This is a genomic window from Desulfomicrobium salsuginis (assembly GCF_054657795.1).
In genome coordinates, this window is the sequence record NZ_BAAHYA010000002.1 from 1,665,546 (window position 1) to 1,688,332 (window position 22,787).

At 68.7% G+C, this 22,787-nt stretch carries 2 protein-coding genes; both read right to left on the minus strand.

Features of this window, described 5'->3' with window-relative positions; all coding sequences use genetic code 11:
• Positions 1 to 5 precede the first annotated feature (5 nt).
• A complete protein-coding gene (locus tag ACYQ3G_RS14625; protein ID WP_459826834.1) occupies positions 6 to 3,521 on the minus strand; it encodes an alpha/beta fold hydrolase in 3,516 nt (1,171 codons plus the stop codon).
• Entirely contained in the window at positions 3,508 to 22,767 is a 19,260-nt protein-coding gene (locus ACYQ3G_RS14630) for an amino acid adenylation domain-containing protein (protein ID WP_459826836.1), read from the minus strand. The genes ACYQ3G_RS14625 and ACYQ3G_RS14630 overlap by 14 nt, the downstream gene beginning before the upstream one ends.
• Between the last annotated feature and the right edge of the window lie 20 nt (positions 22,768 to 22,787).

Consider the following 22,787-nt stretch of genomic DNA (forward strand, 5'->3'; position numbering starts at 1 on the left):
TGCTTTCATCGTCCCGACACGGTTTCATCTTCACGCCGGACCGAATTTTCCGCCAGATATCTGCGGATATGTTCAGCGGTTTCCGCGACCAGCCCGTCCGTCAGCATGGTTTCGTGGTTGCCGCGCACCCACCGCAGGTCGATGCCGTCCGCCAGACGCGCCTCCCATCCCTGCAAGGGGTCCTCGGGAAGCGTGAACGCGGAACGCGAGGTCTGCAGCGGCCGGATCAACAGGGCCCGCCCTGGCGCTGCGGGCGCATCGTAGCGCGCCGAGGCGAGGGCGTTGTTGTGGAAGGTCTGCAGCAGACGCCGCATCTGCCCCGGCTCGAACCCCGCAGGCAACATCCCGTTCTCGACGCCGACACGGATCAGGTAATCGACGCGGTCGTCGCCGGTGCGTGACCGGAAATCGTCCTCGCTGACCGGCAGATGCTCGCTGAAAAGCCTGGCCAGCATGGCCGCCTCGTCCTGCAGCATCAATTCCCTGGCGACCCGGTTGTCGGCCACGGTGTCGATCAGGATGAGCCCGCCGACACCCCCGCCTGCGGCGCGAAACTGGCGGGCGGCCTCGAACGCCACCAGTCCGCCGAAGCTCCAGCCGCCGAAGATGATTTCCTTGTGCCGGCCCTGCCCCAGAATGGCCTGCAGATAATTCCCCGCCATGTCTTCGACCGTGGGCATTTGCGGCCAGTCCGCGCTGAAGCCCGGAGCCTCCACGGCATAGATCGGACGCGGACCGGCCAGCAGTTTCGCCAGCGTCTGGTAGCAGAACACGCTCCCGCCGACCGGGTGAAACAGGAATATCGGCGTCCCGCTCCCGTGCGCTTCCAGGGGAACGATCGGCGTATAGGCGGTGGCGGCCGACGATGCTTCCGCCAGGGCGGCGGCCAGGGCGGATATGGTCGGCGACTTGAACAGACGGGAGAGGGACAGTCGCCGGCCGAACTGCTTTTCGATCAGCGAGATCAGCCGGATGCCCAGCACGCTGTGACCGCCCTGCTCGAAGAAATCGGCGTCGGCGTCGGCGATGGGCCGCCCCAGCACGTGCGCCCAGATCGCCGCCAACTTCTCCTCCACTTCCCCGGCCGGGGCACGGCGAGGGCGCGCATCGCGGCCCGCCGACTGCTCGACCCGGACCGGCGAAGGCAGGCTCAGGCGATCGACCTTGCCGCTGGAGGTAACCGGCAGCGCATCGAGTTCTACGAAATGGCTCGGGATGGCGTATGCGGGCAGATGGTTGGTGAGATAGGCCCGAATCCCGGTCGGGTCGGTTTCGCCCCGCCCCACGTAATACGCCGCCAGCGTCTGCACGCCGTTGCCCCCGAAATCATCGGCGCGCACCACGGCCTGCCGCACCGATGGACAACGGTTGAGCACGGCCTCGACCTCGCCGATCTCCACACGATAACCGCCCACCTTGACCTGCTGGTCCTCACGGCCGACATAGAACAGGACGCCGTCGTCCCGGCAGCGGCCGATGTCGCCGGTGCGGTACCAGCGGCTGCCATCCGCCTCGACAAACCGCAGCGCCGACAGGGCGCTGTCGCCGAAATAGCCGCGCGCCACGCCGGCGCCGCCGACCCACAGCTCGCCGGGGATGCCGGGGGGCAAGGCCTCGCCGTTGCGGCCGCGCACCGAAATGGCGGTATGCGGCAAGGGCCGGCCGATGGGCGGCGCAACGCAGTCGCGGTGATTGCCGAAATCGAAGCGGTGCAGGCTCGCGTCGACACAGCACTCCGTCGGGCCATAGGCATTGAAGACACAGGCGCCGCGGTGCCCGGGGCAGGAAAAGAAGCGGGTCAGATGGTCGATGTGCAGCGCCTCGCCCCCCAGAACGAACGTCGAAACCGACGTGCTCAGCCCATGATCGATCCAGTGGTCGCAGAGCAGGGAAAACAGGCTGGGCGTCCCGTCGCACACGTCGATGCGGTTCTCCTCGAGAAAATCGTGCAGCGCCGCGGGGTCCTTGCGCAGCTCGTCCGAAACCACAAACAACGCATACCCGCCCAGCACCGAGGCCAGCATCTGCTGCAGGGATGCATCGAACGAAAAAGAGGCCAGCAGGGCCGCGTGCCCCGGCATGTCGCCCCGAGCCCTGGCATGGACCGTTTCGAGCAGTGCATCGGCCAGATTCAGCAGGCTGCCGTGTTCGACCACGACGCCCTTGGGCGCGCCCGTCGTGCCGCTCGTGTAGATGATGTAGGCCGCGTGGTTCGGCCCGCAATGCGCCATCTGCGCAGGCGACGCCTGGCGCAGAGCCGGGGCGCCATGACGCGAAGCCTGTGCCCGGCCGAGCTCCGGCGGCGACGCGGACAGCTTGCTGATGCGCACATCGTAGCGGTAATCGGCCAGCTCGCGGGAGTCGATCACGGGACGCGAAAACTCTATCCGCACCTCCCCGGCGCAGAGCTGCGCCCATTCGTCGAAGTAAGCGCGCGGCACGAACAATTCCTGCGCGGCTTCCAGCCGCAGCAGGCCGGCGGCGCTTCCGCTTTCTTCGGCATGGGCCCGCAGGTCGTCCAGGAAGCGCGGCTTTCGGGCCAGATCCCAGACCCCGCCGAGGAAAAGCGTGCCGCCTTCGTTCAGGGCTGCCAACGCGTGATCGAGTACGCGGCGCAGGTAGTTGTAGCCGGGGAAATTCTCGATCACGCTGTTGAGCGTGATCAGGTCGTACCCGCCGGCCAGCAGATGAATGTCGATGGCCTCCATCTGGTGCGTTTCCACCCCCGCCCCGTTCCGTTGCGCCAGCGACTCCAGCCGGTCGAGCTCGCGCCGCGACAGGTCCACCGCCGAATACTGCCCGCAGCGCGACATCAGCGCCCGCGCCACCACGCCCGCGCCGCTGCCGATGTCGAGCACCCGCCCCTTCCCGCCCTGCAGCGCATCGGCGGTCTTGCGCAGCAGGTTGTCGGCCAGCTGGGCCAGCAGTTCAGCGCCCATGGGCCGGCCGTCGAAATAGCTCTTCCAGCTGCCGTCGGCGGCGTCGGCCGTCACATGGTTCCATAGTTCCTGCGACATCAGCTCGCCGGGAGTCTCGACGGCATCGTCGAAAACGTCGATGTCCGGGCACAGCAGTTCGGCCAGGGCCGGGCAGGCGTACTGCAGGTGGCGGGCGTCCCCGGCGCGCGCCCCATCGACGATCAGCAGGGGCGCCGCGCAATTTGTAAGCATCTGTCGACGGCGTCCGAGGGGCAGGCCCGGATCGATCGGCACATACACCGCGCCCGCACGCCAGATGCCAAGCGCAGCGGCGACGAACAGACGACTGCGCCCGCACATCACGCCGACCGGCGTTTCCGGCGCAAAACCCCGCGACAGGATGAACCGGGCGATGGCGGCGGATAGGGCATCCAGTTCGGCAAAACGCATTGCCCCGGAAGCGTCGCCCACCGCCATCCGGTCCGGCCACTCGCGCGCCAGCGCGGAAAACCGCTCCTCCAGGCACGGGGAGTCGGCGGCCTGCAGGGTAACCGCGGGTTGCAGCTCCGCAGGCGTCCCGAACGACAGATCAGATATCCTCATGGTCTTTCCCGTTTTCCGACCGGATCAGGGCCGTCATGAAATGTTCCAGGTACGCCAGCCAGTCCGCGACCGTTTTCCCGGTCAGCAGACGCCGGTCGTACTCGGCCCGCAGGCAGCAACCCGCCGGCTCATCCTGCACGAACAAGGTCAGATCGTACTTGGCGCCGGGGCCATCGCCGAGGTCCGCGGCGGGATTGCCGCGGTCCCGCGCACCTTCGAAATCATCCGGATCGACGATCGTGAACTCGGGCAGTTCGCCGCCCGAAACCGGGCGGTTGATCCGCTGCAAGTCGCCGTAGCGCTGGTATTCGAACATCACGTTGACCAGCGATTCACGCTCGCCGCGTGCGGTCGAGACTTCGCGCACCAGCAGGTCGAACGGGTAATCCTGGCGCTGCAGGGCTTCCAGCGACGCGCGATGGACCTGGTCGAGCAGGGCGTCGATCTCGGTATCGTCGTTCATCCGGATGCGAATCGGCAGGATGTTGACGAAAAACCCAACCAGGCCTTCGAGCTCGGCCCGCTCGCGTCCGGCCACGCCCATGCCGATGACCATGTCCTGCTGGCGGGTCAGCCGGTACAGCAGCGCGCAGAACAGCGTCAGGATCAGCGTCGCCAGCGAAACGCCCTTGCGCCGCGCCTGCCTGCGCAGCCCGTCCAGAACCGAAGCCGGCAGCATCCTCCGGACCACGCCCGCAGCCGTCGACGTGGAGGCGGCGCCGGCGTCGACCGGCAGGGCAACCCGCGCGGGAGCGCCCCGCAGGGCCTGCTTCCAGTAGTCGGCTTCGGCCTGCCAATCGCGGCGTCCCTGCCATAGCGCATAGTCGCGGTATTGGATGTGCAGAGGCGGAAGTTTCGCCTCGCCATCGACGTACAGCGTCATCAGTTCGCCGAAAAACACCTGCATCGACCACCCGTCCCCGACGATATGGTGCATGACCAGCGAGAGCAGGGCCTGATCCTCGGCCAACTGGCAAACGCGCATGCGCAGCAGCGGGGCGCGGCCCAGCTCGAACGCCTGTATGGCGTCCTGGCGGAAGAAGGCCAGCGCCTGGCCAAAGGCTCCCGGACCGAGGCGATGCACGTGAAACTCCGGGCGCACGTCGTCCCGGACCACCTGCCAGACCTGCCCGTCCTCCTCGACGAAGGCCGTGCGCAAGGTTTCGTGGCGCTCGCACAACCGCGCCAGCGCCCGTTCCAGACGCCCGGGATCGAGCGCACCCGCCGCGCGGAACACGAACGACATGTTGTAGGCCACCGCCCCGCCATCGGTGTGGTGCAGCACGTAGAGCCGCTGCTGGGCGTGGCTCAGCGGGTAGCGTCCGTCGGCCGAGGCCGGGGCGGCCACAATCCTGTCGCTGTCCGCCTTCTGGCTGGCCAGCAGCCGGGCCATGCCCAGCGGGGTGGGATGATCGAAGAAATCGCGGATGGTCAGCTCGCGGCCGCTTTCATGCGCCAGCTGGTTGGCCATCTGCAGCCCGAGCAGGCTGTGCCCGCCAAGGTCGAAGAAGCTGTCGTGCGGGCCGACCGCTTCGCCGAAAAACCGCCGGAACACCCCGAGTACGCTGTCCAGCATGGCCTGAGGGACAGCGACGTCGCGGTCAGGGTCCGCCGCACACGCCGGTTCGGCTGCGGCGGCCCTGGCGGGGGGCGGGGCGTTCAGCCCCAGCTCCGACACCGGCATCTGCACGCCCTGCTCGACAATCTGGCGCAGCAGATCGAGGAAGTCCCTCCCCATGCGTTCGATGCGCGCCGCATCGAACAGATCGGCATAATATTCCAGGGCGAAACTCATCCGTGGCCCGACATCGCTGACGAAGATCGCCAGGTCCGCCTTGCAGCCGGGATTGCCCACAGGCAGCGCGACAAACCCCTCCGTCCCTCCCGCGGCCGGGGCGAAGTTCATGTACGAGAACGTCACTTCCGCAAGCAGGGTGCGATCGAGGGCCATCGGGGCGCGCAAGGTGGAAAGCAGGCGGCCCAGCGGGAACGATCGGTGGCGCATGGCCTGGGCGTGCAGATGATGATTGCGCCGCAGCACGTCCGCGAAAAGCTCACCGCCCGCCAGGCTCAGGCGCAGCGGCAGCAGGGACACGAACATCCCGGAGGTGGCTTCGAATTCCTCCCGGTCGCGCCCGTCGGCAGCCACGGCGATGACGAGATCGTCAACCGCGGCCAGCCGCCCGAGCAGCACGTTCCACAGCGAGAGGACGAGCGTGTAGCTTGTGGTCGACTGCGCCCGAGCCAGGGCGCGGATGGGCTCCACCCACTCGTCGGGCACCCGGAAGCCCGTCGATGAGCCGCGGTTCGTGTGCCGCCTCGGACGGGGGTGGTCGGCGGGCAGTTCGAGCATCGGCAGGGGGCCGGAGAACAACTCCAACCAATATCGCTGCGCCTCGTCCTGGGCGTCGGCCTGTTGATGCTGGTACCAGGCCGCATCCTTTTGCTGCAGACCGGGCGCGGCAAGTTGTTCGCCACGGTAGAGCCGGTGCAGGTCGCCCAGCAGAAGGCCCACGCAGCGGGCATCGGCCAGGGAGTGGTGGATGTCGAAGAACAGCAGCTGTCCCTCGCCCGGCACGTCCAGCACGCTCGCCCGGAACAGCGGCGACTCGGTCAGCGCAAACGGGCGCACGAAGCGCTTCACGGTCCCTTCGTCAAGGGCCTCGACCCGCCTTTGAGCCAGACGGAAAGGCTCTGCCCGCAGCACCTCCATGCGCGGCGACCCGCCGGCCGGGTCGACAAAGCGCGTCCGCAGGATTTCGTGCCGTTCGACCAGTCGGCTGAGCGCCTGCTCCAACCGCTGCAGATCGACATCGGTCGGCAAACGCAAAAACTGCGGGAGATTGTAGCCGGTATGCGGCGCCGCCACGGCCTCGGCCTGCAATACGGCAAGCTGTTCGCGGCTGACCGGATAATCCGCCAGGAGCGGGGCGGCGAGGGGCCGGTCCGGCTCGGGCGCGTCGTTGTGCGCCAGGTGCTCGATGGCCGCGACGAAATCGCCCAACCGGCTGTTGGCGAAGAGGTCGGCCAGGCTCACCGTCAGCCCCAGTTCGCGCTGCAACCGGTTGACGATGCGCATGCCGCTGATCGAATCGCCCCCCAGCGCATAGAAATCGTCATCCGGCGTCAGCGGGGTTTCATAGCCGAGCCCCGACGCCACCGCTGCAAGCACGCGCTCGCCAAGGGGCAAATCCGGGCGAATGGCATCCTCACCAGCCGCCGCAGGATCGCCAGGGGCGGCAGGCGCGACCAGACTTTCTCCCGGCATCGTCACGACAATCTGGCTTAAGCCGCAGGACAGGGCCCGCAGGAAAACCACGCCGGCCTGGGCCGGGTCCAGATTGGCGCGGCCGGCATCGACGGCCCCCATACGCGCGGCCATCCCGACACCACTCCACGTGTTCCAGTCGATGGCCGTGGCCGGCAACCCTTGAGCCTGACGCCATGCGGCGAACGCATCCAACCAGGCGTTGGCCGCCGCGTAGTCCGTCTGCCCCGACGCGCCGGACAGAGCCGTGCGTGACGACGCGAGCACGAAGAAACGCAGCGCGTCAGACTGCGTCAGTTCATGCAGGAGACGTGTCGCCTTCACTTTCGGGGCCAGCACCGCCTCGAAGGCGGCTTGCGGCTTGCCGAGCAGGAAACCGTCGCCGGCCACGCCGGCCGTATGCACGACGCCGCCGATGGGACCACGCTCCCGGCGCACCCGTTCCAGCGTTTCCGCCAGCGCCGCACGGTCGGTGACGTCGCAGGCATACAGGCCGAACGCGACCCCGCGGGCACGCAGCGCCAGCAGGCGCTCGGCACGCTCGGCCAGCCGGGGATTCCCGCCGCGGGCGAGGGCTTCCCATTCGGTTTCGGCCGGGAAATCCCCCCGGTGCAGCAATGCCGCCGATTCGCACAGCGCCGGCACCGCCGCCTCGAGGAGCGTCAGCGCCATGGCCCCGAGACCGCCGGTAAAGACCACGCACCCGCCCCCCGCAGGCATCGCGGCGAGGGTTTCCGGCAGCGGCGCGGAAAGTTCGCGCCCGAAACGCCTGCCGCCCGAAAGTTTGAGCGGCGGCGCGGCGCCTTCGGGGATCGCGTCGAGTTCCGCCAGCAGCATTTCGGGCGAAACGTCGCCGTCCATTTCGACATAACGGGCAGCGAGCAGAGGCTCCTCCTGCGACAGCGACAACAGGAGTCCCATGACCAGCGCCGCGTCGGGCGATTGCCCCACCTGCGTGGGCCAGGCGCCGCGCCCGGCCGCCAGCCAGCGCACGGTCCGGCGCAGCCCGCGTCGACAAACCGCCTGCATGAGCGCCGCCAGCGGCCAGCCGTCGAGCCCTTGCTCCGGAAGCACGTACAACACCCGCTTCACGCCCGGACCGGCGATCTCGGCCGCCAAAGCGCCGCACGCCGCCTCATCGGCCGGGAAGGCGTAGTGCCGGAAGGCTCGGCCCTGCCCGTTCAGCGCCCGTGACAGACGGTCGACCAGCTCCCCCGAGCCCAGCAGCAGTGTTTCCCCCGCTGCCGCCTTCAGGGGCTCCGGCAACGCAATCTCCTTCCATTCCAGCCGGTGCAGGTTCGCGCGGCCGGCTTGGAACGGGACGAACAACAGCCCGCGCAGCTCGACGAGCGGCTCGCCCTGTTCATCGTACAGGATGCAATCGGCCTGCAGGCCCGATCCGGCCGTCCGGCGAACCGCGTGCGCGAGCACGCGCGACGGCAACGGGCGATGCAGCCGGACTTCGCGGCAGCAGACGGGCACCAGCCCCGGCCGGTCCATGGCCAGGCTGGCGGCCACGTCGAGCAGCGCCGGATGCCAGGGTGCGACGCGCAGGTCGCCGTGGTACGCAGCGGGCAGTTCAAGCACCGCCAGCGCCTGCAGGCCGTCGGACGACTGCCATGCCTGGCGCCGGCAATCCCAGCGGGTGCTGACCTGAACGACGTCGCCGCCCTCGGCCGCGCGAGCGGTTTGGGGCTCGGCGATGCGGGCGCGCAGGGCGGCCGGATCGACCGGCACGGGAGAACCGGATGCCGCGCCAGGCCAGCTCACTCCGGCAGTGGCGAACTCGCACCACTCCCCGGACACCTCAAGCGCGCTCAGTGAGGCGGAAAAGCCATGCGTCTCCGGCACCTGGCTCAAGCCGAGGGTCGCGTTGCCGCCGGCCACCCGTTCGGACGCCAGAGGGCGCAGCCAGCACAGATTTTCGATGCGGATCCCCGTTTCGCCGGGCGCCAGGGACTTCATGGCCTCGGCCAGCAAGGCGACCATGGCCATGCCGACCAGGACGGGACGCCCGCCCAGGCGGTGTTCCGCGACGGGCCAGAAGGCTTCGGACGCGACCGGCACGCTGAACAGCCGGCCGTGCGGGCTGTCGACGCCTTCGCCCAGCCAGCCCTCCTGGCGCGGGGCGCGCTGCGGAACAATATTCGGCCAGCAGCGGACGCGCTCCAGCGGCACCGTGGGCAGATGCACGCGCCAAGCGGGCACGCCCTCGGGCCAGACCGGTTCCGCGCCCGCCAAAAACGCGTCGGCAAGGTCGCGGGCCTGCAATTCGCCCTCATTTCCCGGCAACGCCCCGTACGTGACGGTCCGCGCCACAGGCCGCACGCGGCTCGTGCGCACGACCGACGCCCCTAGGCACAGCCCAGTCAGCTGGTCCACGAACGCATCGCGCGTCCGCGCCAAAATCGCGGCCCGACAGGACAGATGCTCGCGCCCGCAGACCAGCGAGGCGGTGATGGCGTGCAGGGGCCACTCGGGATGGGCGGCCACGGCCTGCAGGACATTCTCCGCATAGGTCCGCAACCCGGCTTCGCTGGCAGCCGAGAGCACGAGGCAATGCCAGCGTTCATCGTCGCCGGGCATGGCCGACGGCGGCGCCTGCTGCAGGATCAGGTGCACGTTGATTCCCGAAAGGCCAAAGGCGCTGACGCCGCAACGCCAGGGTCGCCGTTCCTGCGCCAGCGCATGGCTTTCGCGGGCCACGAAGACCGGCGCGCGGTCGAAATCGATGCGCGGGTTGGGCCGCTGGAAATGCGGTTGACGCGGCATCACGCCATGTTTGAGCGCAAGGATCGCCTTGGCCATGCCGATGGCCCCCGCCGCGGAATCAAGGTGCCCGAAATTGCCCTTGACCGACCCGATCGGCACCTTGGCCTGCGGCATTGCCCCGAAAGCGCGGGTGAGCCCGTCGATTTCGATCGGATCGCCCAGCGCCGTGCCGGTGCCGTGCGCCTCGAAGAAGTCGAGGCTGTCGAGGGGCACCCCGGCGTCGGCGGCCGCGGCCTGGATGACCTGCGCCTGGGCCACGGGACTCGGGGCGGCGATGCTCGCGGAGCGCCCGTCCTGATTGACGGCCCCGCCGAGGATCACGGCGTGGATGGCGTCGCCGTCGGCCTGGGCCTGAGCCAGCGGCTTGAGCAGGAAGGCCACGGCGCCCTCGCCGCCGCCTACGCCATCGGCGGCGGCATCGAAGGTCAGCGTCCGTCCCGTGGTCGTTTCGATGGCGAACCCCTTGTCGCCCCTGAGCGGCGTCAGCATGACGCGCGCGCCGCCGGCCAGGGCCAACTCGCATTCGCCCTTCGCAAGCGCCTGACAGGCGTCGCGCACCGCCTTCAGCGCAGAGGAGCACGCCGTGTCGACGAGTTCGGCCGGACCGTTCCAGTCCTTGAAGTATCCCAGGCGCGTCGCCATGCTGGACGGCACGTTGAGGATAAAGGCTTGCTCGGCCAGCTCCGGGGACGAGCGAGTGACCGCATCCTTGAAGACGTGCACAGGGGTGCCCCCGACAAAGATGCCTACGTTGCCGCCATACAGTGCGTTCCCGCCGTAGCCCGCGTCCTCCAGCGCCCGACTGGCCGTTTCCAGAAAGAGGCGCTGCTCGGGGTCGAGCAAGCACGCATCGCCCGGAGCCATGCCGAAACGCCTGCAATCGAAGCCTGAGACGTCCTGCAGGTAGGATGCTTCGCGCAGACGCGCGCCGTCGGCCTCGACGCCGACAGCGGCGAGGGCCTCGATGGCATCGGCCTGTCGGTCCGCCGGCATCGGTCCGGTACGGTCCGCGCCCGCAAGCAAATCGGCCCAGAAGGATTCCGCGTCTTCGTAATCGGCCAGGCGCAACGCCATGCCGATGACCGCGACCTCCTGTTCCCGGACCGGACGGGAAGCGGGGGCCACGGGCAGGGACTGGGTGGCGCCCGCCTGCGCGCCGTCGACATGGGAAGCCTGCCGGCGGACGCTGACGTCCACGAAAAGGTCCGCCAGAGTGAAACAACCCGGCCACCGCGCTTCCAGATGTTCATGCAGGCGGACCAGCAGCAGGGAATTGCCGCCCAGATCGAAGAAATTCTGTTCGACGTCGATCTCACCCGCTTCCGGGAACAGCGAGGCCCAGATGTCGAGCACCGCATGCTCCGTCGGGCTCAAGGCCTGCCGTTCGGCATACGAACCGACCTCGTTCAGGCTGAGCCGTCGCCCGCAAAGCGCCTTGCGGTCGGCCTTGCCGCTGGGGCCGAGGGGAATGCGCTCGGCCTGGTAGAAGGCCGCCGGGCGCATGTAGTCGGGCAGGCTTTCCGCCAGATCGCGCCGCAACGCGGCCATGGACAACCCCGTATGCCCTTCGGGCACGAGGAACGCCTCCAGCGCCGGCATGCCGCCGATCTCTCCGACCCGGACCACGGCCTGTGCAACGCCGGCGCAACGCTCCAGCGCGGCCTCGACTTCCCCGAGCTCAATGCGGAAACCGCGGATCTTGACTTGGTCGTCGCACCGTCCCAGGTACTCGATTTCACCGCTCGGGCACCAGCGCGCCAGGTCGCCGCTTCGATACATCCGCGCCGGCGGGTTGAACGGGTCGGGCAGGAACCGCTCCGCCGTCAGGTCGGGACGGCCGACATAGCCGCGGGCGACCTGGACGCCGCTGATGAACAGCTCGCCCGTCACGCCGATGGGCACCGGCTGCCCCTGCCCGTCGAGAATGTAGATGCGCGTGTTGTCAATGGGTCGGCCGATCGGCACGATCGCGCCGTCTACCGCAGGGGAGCACGGTTGCCATGTCACGTCGACCGTGGCCTCGGTCGGGCCGTACAGGTTATGCAGTTCGACGCCGTGAGCGGCATGCAGCAGGCGGTTGAAACGGGCCGCCAGTTCGGCGGTCAGCGCCTCGCCGCTGGCGAACACGCGGCGCAGGCTGGAGAGGCGCGCCACATCCTGCGGGTGGTGCTGGAGGTGGTCCAGGAAGGTCCGCAGCATGGACGGCACAAAATGCATGACGGTGACGCCGTGACGCTCGATGGCGGCGACAATGGCGGCCGGGTCCTTCTCCTCTCCCGGGGCCAGGAGGGCAAGCGACGCTCCGGTCCATGACCACCAGAACAGTTCCCATACCGATACGTCGAAGGACACCGGCGTCTTCTGCAGGATCACGTCCCGCTCATCGAGGGGAAACCGCGACTGCATCCAGAACAGGCGGTTGAGCACGCCGCGCTGCTCGACCAGGACGCCCTTGGGCCGCCCCGTCGACCCCGAGGTGAAGATCACATAAGCTGCAGCATTGGCCGGCAATACAGGCGGCTCGAACGCCGTGTCCGTGACGGCCGGGGACAGCACGCGCAGGCCCATGGCCCGGAATTTCTCCTCCTGGCCGTCTGCCGCCAGCACCGCGCAATCCCGCAGATCCTCCGCCATCGCGGCGATCCGCGCCGCCGGCAGGCCCGGCGCGAAAGGCACATAGACGGCGCCAGCGCGCAGCACGGCGAAAACAGCCAGCATCAGATCGACGGAGCGCTCGTAGCAGACGCCGACAAAGGCGCCGGGCGCGACGCCTTCGGCCCGCAAACCGGCCGCCAGGGCGCTCACGCGCAGGTCCAGTTCGGCATAGTTCAGCGTTCCGCCGTCGCAGGAGCGCAGGGCGACGGCCTCAGGTCGGGACGCCACCGCCTGTCTGAAACAGGCGTCGATGCCGAGCTCGAGAGTCCGGTCCACGTCGGTGGCGTTGAAGCCGCGCAGAACCAGCCCCCGTTCGGCCGAAGTCATCGGCGGCACGTCTCGCAGCGCCCGCCCCGGCGCATCCAGGACGGCGTCGACCAGCACAATCAGGCGTTCGGCCATGCGCTCGATGCTGGCTCGTTCGAACAGATCCGTGGAGAACTCGATCTCCACGCCGAGTTCTTCCCCCTCCTCGCGGAAGAAGAAACTCAGGTCCATTTTGCTCTGCCGCTGCCGCAGGGGGTACGGACTCATGCGCAAGGCATCCGACGAAATGCTGCCCCGCCAGTCTGGGTCCTCGAGGGCGACCAGCACATCGAACAGAGGGTTGCGCGTGGCCTCGCGCGGCACGTTCAGGTCGCTGACCAGCGCTTCGAGGGGGTAGCGCTGGTCTTCCAGCGCCGCACGCAGGGACGCGCCGATATCCGTGACCAGCCGGTCGAACCCCGCATCGACCTGCAGACGGTCGCGCAGCGGCAGCGTGTTGACGAGGAAGCCGACGAGCCCCTGCAGGCTTTCGTGATCGCGCTCGGCGACAGGCACGCCGACGACCAGATCGGACTGCCCGGTGTGGCGGTAGAGAAAGGTCTTGACCAGCGCCAGCAGCGCCGGGAAGAGCGTCACGCCGCAGGCGCGGGCGCGCGCCCTGAGCCCGCGCAGCCGGTCGACGTCGAAGGTGAAGCGCAGCACTTCCCCCCGCTGGCTGCGTCGCGCCGGCCGCGGCTTGTCGACGGGCAACTTCAGCGGCTCGGGCAGAGGCGTCATGCGCTCCACCCAGCGGGCTCTGGCCGCCGCGCTCTGCGGCCCGCTCAGAAAGTCGCGCTGCCAGCACGCGTAGTCGACATAACGCAACGGCAGCGCCGGCCACTCTGGGGAGCTTTGCCGCAGGGCGCAGCCGTAGGCGTGCTGCAGCTCCTTGAAGAGAATCTCGATGGACCAGCCGTCACAAATCAGGTGATGCATGTCGAGCAGCAGGACGCAGGCGTCCGCCGATTCCCGCCACAGACTCGCGCGCAGCAGAGGCTCGTCGGGTCCGAAACAAAACGGCCGAGCCAGCTCGGCCTCTATCGCCTCCGCGACGGCGGCGCCGGGGTCGGCCTGGGCCGAAAAATCATGGAATTGCAGACGCAACGCACCGGGCGCGGCAAGTCTCTGGCGCAACCCGTCCGGCCCCACATGCGTCGGCATGCGCAGACGCCAGGCGTCGTGACGCGCTTCGAGTTCGCGCAGCGCCTGCCGCATGGCGTCGGCGTCCACCCCGCCCTGCAGGCGGGCCGCGAAGGAGACATGGTACACGGTGCTGTCCGGCTGCATGCGCTGCAGAAACCACAGGCGCTCCTGAGCGCTGGACAGCGGGTAGTCCTCCAGTTCGCCGACCGGGACAGGGCCCGTGGCAGCGGCCCGCCCGTCCCGGCATTTCCCGCGCACCAGATCCGCCAGCGCATCGACGCGGGAATGCTGCATGACCTCGGACAGCGAAAGCTCGACGCCGAGGCAACGGTTGAGGCGCGAACGCAAGCGCATGGCCTTGAGGCTGTGCCCGCCCAGAGTGAAGAAGTCCGCCGCGGGCGACGTCACGGCGACGCCCAGCACCTCGCTGAACATGGCCGCGATGCGCTCTTCGAGCCCACGATCGCCCGCAACGCCGCCGTCCGGAACCGCGGGGCAGCGCCCCTCCGCCGCGCGGCGCTCCAGCGCGACCCGGTCCATCTTGCCGCTTCGCGTCATCGGCAGGACGTCGAGACATTCGATCCGATCCGGCAGCATGTAGGCCGGCAGCATCGGCCTGAGCGCCCGCCTCAGCGCCTCGCCGTCGGCCTGCCCGGCCTGGACGAAGGCGACCAGGCTGCGTCCGTCGCCGCTCTCCGGAGCGACGACGGCCACCTGGCGCACCCCCGGCAGGCGGCTCAAAGCCGTCTCGATCTCGCTCAGCTCGATCCTGAACCCGCGGATCTTGACCTGCCCGTCGCGCCGGCCCAGGAACTCGATCACGCCATCCTCGCGCCAGCGGCCGATGTCGCCGGTGCGGTATACCCGTTCGCCGACCGGCGCTGGCAGTTCGACAAAGGCCCTGGCCGTCAGATCGTCACGCCCTATGTACCCCAGCGCCAACCCGTCCCCGGCGGCGCAGATCTCTCCCCATTCCCCCACGGCGGCCAATGCGCCATGCTCGTTGACGATATGGACCCAGGTGTTGGAAACCGGCCGACCGATGGGGATCGGGCCGCCCTCCAGGTCGGCCGCGCCGATCCGGTGCACCGTGGTGAACGTCGTGTTCTCGGTCGGCCCGTAGCCGTTGAAAATCTCCAGTTCCGGACAGGCTTCCGCGATCCTGCGGATGTGCGCCGGGCTCAGGGCCTCGCCGCCCGTCAGCAGGCAGCGCAAGGGCGCGAAGACGGCCGGGTCCTCGTCCGCGAACAGGTTGCACAGGCCGGAGGTCAGCCACATCCGGGTGATGCGGTCGGCGACGATCTTGCGCCGCAGCCCCTTGGGCGAGAGCAGGTCGTCGTCGTGGATGAAACAGACGGTCGCGCCATTGAGCAACGCGCCCCAGATCTCAAGCGTGGATGCGTCGAACCCCAGCGGGCCGGCCTGCAGCACGCGCTCCTGCGCCGCGATGTCCCAGAACCAGCTGTTGCAGACCAGGCGCAGGACGGCGCGGTGCGGCACGACCACGCCCTTGGGCTCGCCGGTCGACCCGGACGTGAACATGACGTAGGCGGCCCGGCCGGCCTCCGGCTCCGTCAGCGCCACGGGCCAGGATGGGGTCGGACGCTCGATCAGCGCGTCATATTCCAGGCAGTCGAGCCGGGCCAGATCCCGGTCGTCGAGCCGCGACAGGCCGTCGCGCCAGTGGATCAGCCGCCGGCAGGAGGCGATACGCAGCATGTTGCCGAGCCGCGCCGCGGGGTTTTTCTCGTCGAGGGGCATATAGCAGCCACCGGCCCTGAGGATGCCCAGCATCACCGCCACGGCCTCCGGCCCGCGCGGCATGGCCATGGCCACCGGTTCCCCCGCCGGCAACGCGCCAAGCCCGGCCGCGACCCTGCCCGCGACGTCGTCGAGTTCGCGGTAGCTCCAGCTGCGGCCATCCGGCCCGAGGAAGGCCGTGGCGTCAGGACGCGCGGCGGCGATCTCGCCAAAGACGCCGCACACCGACCGCTCACGCGGATACGGACGCGCGGTCCGGTTGAAGCTTTCGGAAATCACGGCGCCCGTCGAGAGCAGCGCCCGCTCCAGTTCCAGGCAGCTTGTCGCCGCCCCGCGCGCGACCGCGTCGAGCAGCGCCAGCCACGCCGCTTGCACATGCCGCATCCGCGCATCGCTGAAGGCCGAGGGCCTGAAGCTGAAGCGGAACAGCAGGCGCTCGCCCGGCACGACCGAAAGGGCCAAGGCGTACGGATGGCGCTCGAAACCCGACACGGCGTCGATTTTCGGCGCCCCGTGCTGCGCAATGCCCTCCAGCGGGTAGTTTTCGAAGACCAGGAAATGGTCGATCAGTGGCCCGCTGTCGGCGGCAAGCCGCTGGATTTCCGCCAGCGGCAGAAATTCGTACGGGGCGCGCGCCACGGCCTGCTCCCTGACGCGGCCCACCAGCTCGGCCAGCGTGTCGCCTTCGTCCCAGCGCACCCGCACAGGAAGGGTCTGAATGAACAACCCGACCATGGCCTCGATCCCCGCCACTTCGGCCGGCCGCCCGGAAGAGATCAGGCCGAATACCACGTCCCGCCCGTGCAGGGATGCGCCGAGCAGAAGCCCCCAGACGGCCTGCAGCAGATTCGGCAGGGTCGCGGACATCTGCGCGGCGGCGCGCTTCAGGTCGCGAGTCGCCGCTTCGTCGAGACGCAGTTCGACCTCGCGCAGCGTTTCGGTCGGATCCTCCGACTGCCCGGCCGCAGCCAGCGGCGTCGGGCGGACATCCTGCAGGAACGCCGCCCAATAGGCGCGCGCAGCGTTCTCGTCACGGCCCCGGCGCCACTCCCGATAGCCGGACAGAGACGGCGCAGGCGCCAGACCCGGCAGTCCGCCCGCCCGCAGGGCGACGTAGCAGGAGAAGAGTTCGCGCAGCAGAATGCCGACGCACCAGCCGTCCATCAGCAGGTGATGGAAGCACCAGCTCATTTCATGGCGGTCCGGCGCGAAACGCAGCAGCTGGGTTTGCAGCAGGGGGCCGCACGCGAGGTCGAACGGTGCGTGGCGCCGCGCCGTAAGCAGATCCTCCCGCCGGGACGTCTGCAAGGCCGCGGGCAAAGCAGACAGATCGTGGCGTTCGCAGGTGGTGCGGGCCCGTTTGAGCGTCAGGCGGCGAAACTCGCCGTCCGGACCTTGCGGAAAGAGGCTGCGCAGGCTTTCGTGCCGGTTGACGACGCGCCCCCAGGCCTCGGCCAGGATCGTCTCGTCGAGTTCCCCGGCCAGGCTGAAATTGATCTGCTGGACATAGGTCAGCCCGCCCTCCCGGTCCGCATCGAGCTGATGCTGGAAGAGCATGCTTTCCTGGGCCGGGTCGGGCGCGCCGGCGGCGGCGATGTCCTCGGGCGCGCACTGGCTGGCCACTGCCAGGGCCAACCGGTCCTCTCCGGCCGAGGCGAGGCGCTTCAGCGCGGCGAGCCAGCCGTCGAGCAAGGCGCCGACCCACGCCTCGGCGAGACATTCCGGCGAGAAGGACGCCGACAGGCACAGCTCGTCCCGCGCATCGTACCAGACCAGCAAATCCAGCGGGGCGTCAGGGCGAAAATCGGGGTCGATCAGGCCGGGCAGCGCATCGGGGGTGGACCACTGCGGCAGCGGTTCGAAGCCGTCGTCCTCGCCGGCGACGTGCATGCGGCCCAGATAATTGAGGGCGATCTGCGGGCTGTACGCCAGGGATTCGGGGTGCCGCCGGGCGGCCAGGCCGTAGCCGATGCCGTTGCGAGGCAGCCGGTCGAACCAGCCTTCCAGTCGCCGGACCGCGCTGGCCGCATCGGCCGCCGGACTCAATGCCAGCGGGAAGGTGCTGGTGAACCAGCCCACCGTCTGACTGACGTCGAGGCCCGGCACGATGGCTTCGCGGCCATGGCCTTCGAGCAGGACGAAGACGGCGTCGGTCTGTCCCTGCTCGTGCAGGGCTTGCGCCAGCGCCGCCAGCAGTTCGCTGCGCGGAAGGATTTGCGGCGACAGGCCACCGCCGTCCAGCCAGCGGCGCACAACCGCGCGCGAGCCCAGGCGATCCAAGCCGGCCGGGTTCAGCGCGTGCAGGGACGACGTCGGCGTGGCGCAACATTCCCGCCAGAAACGGATTTCTTCCTCGTCGGGGAAACCGGCGGACAGGCGCCCCACCTGCGCCGCCCAGGTGGCCATCCCGGCGCCGGGCCGGAGCGAAGGCCATTGGCCGTTCCGGCAATACCAGGCCAGTTCGCGACGCAGGATATCGAGGGACAGCGCATCCAGGACCAGATGGTGCCCGGCCAGCAGCAGCAGGCGCCCGCCCCCGTGTTCCGCCAGCCCCGCCCCGAACGTCGCGCCGCGCTCGGGGTCGATTCCGGCCAGTACGGCCCGCGCCACCGTGCGCACCGCCTCTTCCCGCGGCAGGCCAGCGTCGACGGCGCAGCGCGTCAGGCAGGGGCGTTGGGGCTGCGGCAGCATCGTGGCCGTGCCGTCAAAGAAGGCGAGCCGCAGCGCCTCGTGCCTGTCCGGCAGAGTGCGCAGCCATTCCTCCAGGACGCCCTCGTCCACCCGCGCGTCCAGTTCCAGGGGCAGCGCCATGCAGAAGCGTGTCCAGTGCCGCGGGTGGTTCCGCAGGAGGTCGGCCTGCAGGGGCAGCAGCGGCACACGCTGCCCGGCCTCCACGGGCACGTAGCGCACGGCCTGCGCAGGGGCGTTCCCCGCCGCGAGCAGGGCGCAGAGGTCCTCGAAGCGCGGCGTGCGCAGGAAATCGGCGGCCCCGAGGGTCGTGACGCCCCGCCGATGGAGCATCCCGGTCATCTGGATGGCCTTGATGGAATCGCCGCCGTCCATGAAGAAATCGCTGTCCCCTCCCGGCGCCCGGCCCAGCATCTCCGTCCAGGCCCGAACCAGCATCCGCATGCCGTCCGGGACCTCGTCCCCGCCGCAGGCCGTTTCGATGAAGCCCCGGAAATCCTCCAGCAACGCGGCGCCGTCCTCGATGAACAGCGCATCGTACTCGAGCACGAGCCGGCTGCGCGCCCCCGTTTCCAGGGTGAAACTGGCCGTCAGCTTGCTGGCCCGGAGTTCCGGGGCCAGCATGTCGACAGAGAACCCGTCGTCCTCGACGCGGGGAACAGGGGCATGGGTCGCCAGGACGTCGGCCGCCCTGCCACCGCAGTACCGGCTGTGCGCCACGGCCTCCTTGAGCCGGGCGGCGCTTTCCTCCACGGCCCCGACCATGTCCCGGTCCCTCCCGCGCAGGCGCAGGGCCACGGTGTTGACGAAAAACCCGACGGTGCCGAACTCCTCGCCGCTCTCCCGCAGCCCCACCGGGACGCCGACCAGGAGCTCCGGCCGGGCGTATCTGTCCCGCAGAAAGGCCGCGACCAGGGCCGCGAAACACGACAGGAGCGAGGCGCCGGCCAGGCCGGCCAGCGCTTCGAGGCCCTCGGTCGGGGCGGGCGTGAGTTCCAGGGCGGCCATGGCACCCTTGCGCCTGGGCGAGGCATGCAGCACCGCCGCCGGAGGCGCGAAGACAGCGTCCCAGAAGGCCTTGTCCGCCGCGAAATCGGCCGAGCGCCGATACGCCTCCTCGCGCGCGCAGAACGCCGCCTGGGTCGCCAGCCGCCCTGCGGCGCCCCGTTCCCCGCGCATGCCGCGCAGGGCGTCCGCCAAGAGCAGTTCGATGCTGTCCGCGTCGCCGGCGATGTGGTGCAGGAGCAGCAGCGCCACAAAGTCATCGCCCGCCTCGGCGATTTCCAGCCGCACGGGGCACTGGGCGCGCAGGTCGAAAGGCGTGTGGATCAGCTCCTGCATGTGCCGCAGGGCCGTTTCGAAATCCGGGAAGGCGGAGCGCCTGACAGGGATGGCGACACCGGGGTCGCGACGGAAAAACGGGGCGTCGATTGGGCCCTGCACGGTGCAGCCCAGAAGCTCCTGCCGCCCGATGGCCTCGGTCAGGGCGTCGACGAACGCCGCCGCCCTCTCCCCGCTAACCCTCATCAGCAGCGGCATGTTGTAGTCGATGGAACCTTCGTTGGCCTGCTGATAGGCCCACAGTTGGAACTGGTTGCGGCTCAGGGGGGCCTGGTCGCAACACGCCGCCTCAGCCGCCGGACGCTTTTGCCGCAACAGCTCCGCCACGTCGGAAAGCGAGGCGCAACGCACGAATTCCCGGAACGCGACGTCCACCGAGTACGCGGCCCGGATCTCGTGCAGGAGGGCCATGGCCTTCAGGCTGTCTCCGCCCTGGGCGAAGAAATCCCGCTGCGGATCGTAGGCGTAGCCGAGGGTGCGTTCGAAAATCCGCAGCAGCCGGGGATCCAGGTCCACCCCGCCCGAGGGCGCGGCGCCGGCCCTGTCGGCGATGGCCCGCAGGGCCTCGCGGTCGACCTTGCCGACCACGGTCATCGGCATGACGCCGAGCTCATGCCAGAAGGAGGGAATCATGTACCCGGGCAGGTTGCCCTTGCTCCAGCGCACGACGGAGTCGACGGAGCCTCCGGGACGCAGCACCAGAAAGGCGGCAAGCGTGGTCTGATCCGTGCCGTCCCGGCTGGCGAGGACAAAGGCCTGGCTGACGGCGTCGCACGTTTCGAGCAGCGCGGTCACCTCCCCGAGTTCGACGCGGTTGCCCCTGACCTTGACCTGATCGTCGGTCCGCCCGACCAGCATGAGATCGCCGTCTTCGGACCACGAGGCGAGGTCGCCGGTGGCATAGACCATCTCGCCGCCGGCGGTGGGCAGCGGAAAAAAGCGCCGGGCCGTCATCTCGGCGTTGCCGTGGTAGCCGAGGGCCAGGCCGGCGCCGCCGACATGCAGTTCACCCACCATGCCGGCCGGCAGGGGCCTGCGCCCGGAATCGAGGACATGGGCCCGCACGTTGGGGATCGGACGGCCGCAGCCGATGGGCTGGGACGAATCGGGCAGCACCCGCTTGATGGTTGCGCAGACGCTCGTCTCGGTCGGCCCGTAGGCGTTGAAATATGTGCAGCGTCCGGCGAGATGCAGGGCGTCCCGAGCGATGGGAGCCTCCCCCGCCGTGACGAGCACCCGCGGGCAGTAACCGTCCCGGTCCAGAAGGTGCAGGTAGGACGGGGGCAGCGTGGCGACCGAAACGACGTTGCCGGCCATGTACGCCTGCAGATTCCAGGGTTCGCTGCGCAGGTTTTCGCCGACGGGGTACAGGCTCGCCCCGGCCAGCAGGGCCATGAATGTTTCGGACAGCGACGCGTCGAAGGCCGGAGAGGCGAACTGCAGCACGCGGTCCTCGGGGCGCACGCCAAAGATCTCGATCTGGCCCTGGATCATGTTCGTGAAACCACGGTGGGGCACGAGAACGCCCTTGGGCCTGCCCGTGGAACCGGACGTGTAGATCAGGTAGGCGCCTTCCGCGGGATCGATTGTCTCCCTCACGTCCGCGGGGGCCGCGTTTTCGTGTTCCGGCCGGGCGGCATCCATGACCAGGGAGGGTTCGGCGTCGTCCAGGATGAGGCGAAGGCGCTCCGGGGGGGAGGCTGGGTCCAGCGGGAGATAGACCGCCCCGATGCGCATGATCCCCAGGATGATCTCCGGCAGGCAACGCACCCGCCGGGCGTGCACGGCGACGCGGTCCCCGCGGCGGACGCCCTTGTCCAGAAGCCACTTCGCGCAGCGCAGGGAGCGCTCCCCGAGCGTCGCGTAGGACAATTCGTCCCCCGCCTCGTCCCTGACCGCTGGCCGATCCCGATGCCTCCCGGCAACGGCGTCGAACAGGTCCGGGATCGACGACAGCGGGTATTCCCTGCGCGGCCCGTTCTGCCAGACGATCAGCTCGCGCTCCTCCTCGTCGAGCAGCATGGACAGGTCCGCCAGATCCGCACCTGCGTCCAACTGCCGGGAAAGGTGCTCCACCCTGCGTACGTAGCGCTCTACATCCTGCTCGCTCAGATGGTTGCAACTGCTGCGCACGGTCAGGGAGAACGTATCCGTCTCCGCTTCACGCAGCACCATCATGCCCAGGACGAGATCCTCATGCCTGCCGTGGACCTGTTCGGCGGTCTTGATGGGAAACTCGGGCGACCCGCTCGGCATTCCGGGGATGAAATTCACGAACATGTCGCCCAGGCACGAGAAATTCTTGTGCGGGAGTTCGCGCATGGCGACCTGATGCGGGGTACGGATATGGCGGTAGAACGTCCGGCCCTGGGTGGAAATGTCCTCGAAGAGCCCGGCGATGCTTTCATGCGCGCCCAGATCGATGAATACGGGCGGCATCGCCACCTGATACCCCTGCCGCCTGTGCAGTACCTTGCGCTCGCCGAAGGCGACGGGGTTGAGGATGACGACCCGCTTTTCGTCGCACATGAAGGAGACGATCAGGGCGTGGAGAGCCATGAAATAGATGTTGGGACTGATGCCGTGGCGGAGGATGACGCGGTCGATGACCCGGCTGGCGTCCTCGCCGAGATGGAATTTCCTGTGCCGGGAATTCCCGAGCACATCCGCATGCCCCGGCCGGGCCCGGAAAATCCGCTTCTCCGGAATCCGCTCGAGATGGCGTTTCCAGAAGTCCATGTCGCGCTCGAACTTGGCCGAAGCGAAATGCGCCCTGTCATCCCGGTACACGTCCAGCCAGACGGGAAGCTCGTCGATGGGAACGTTCTCGCCGCGCATCAGGCTGGTGTAGATGTCGGCGATGAAACCGACAAAACAGAAGGTCCCGAACCCGTCGAGGGCGATGTGCGTGCATTTCAGGGCGAAGAAACTTTCTGCGTCCGAACGGATGAGAAGAAAGCGTACAGGGCGCTCCCCCAGCGACTGCTCGAAAAACCTGTCGTGTTCACGCTCGATCTCATCCTGGGTGTCGCTCCCGCCTGGAAGATCGACAAACGAGATATCGATATCATCGTAGCTGTGCAAAGCAAAGAACGGTTCCTTTTCATCCAGATGCATCTTCCCCGTCATCAAAACGTGATGCATCAGCGCAATACGTATGGCCTCCCGCAATACATCCCTGTCGATACGCCGCAGTATTCGAAATGTTGCCAAAATGCATGCATTGTCTTCATGCCCGGAATAGTGCTGAGAAATCCACACTTCTTTCTGAAAACTGGTGAAAAAAGCCTTCTCAGACACACTCTGCGGCATATGATTCCCCATACGGTCTC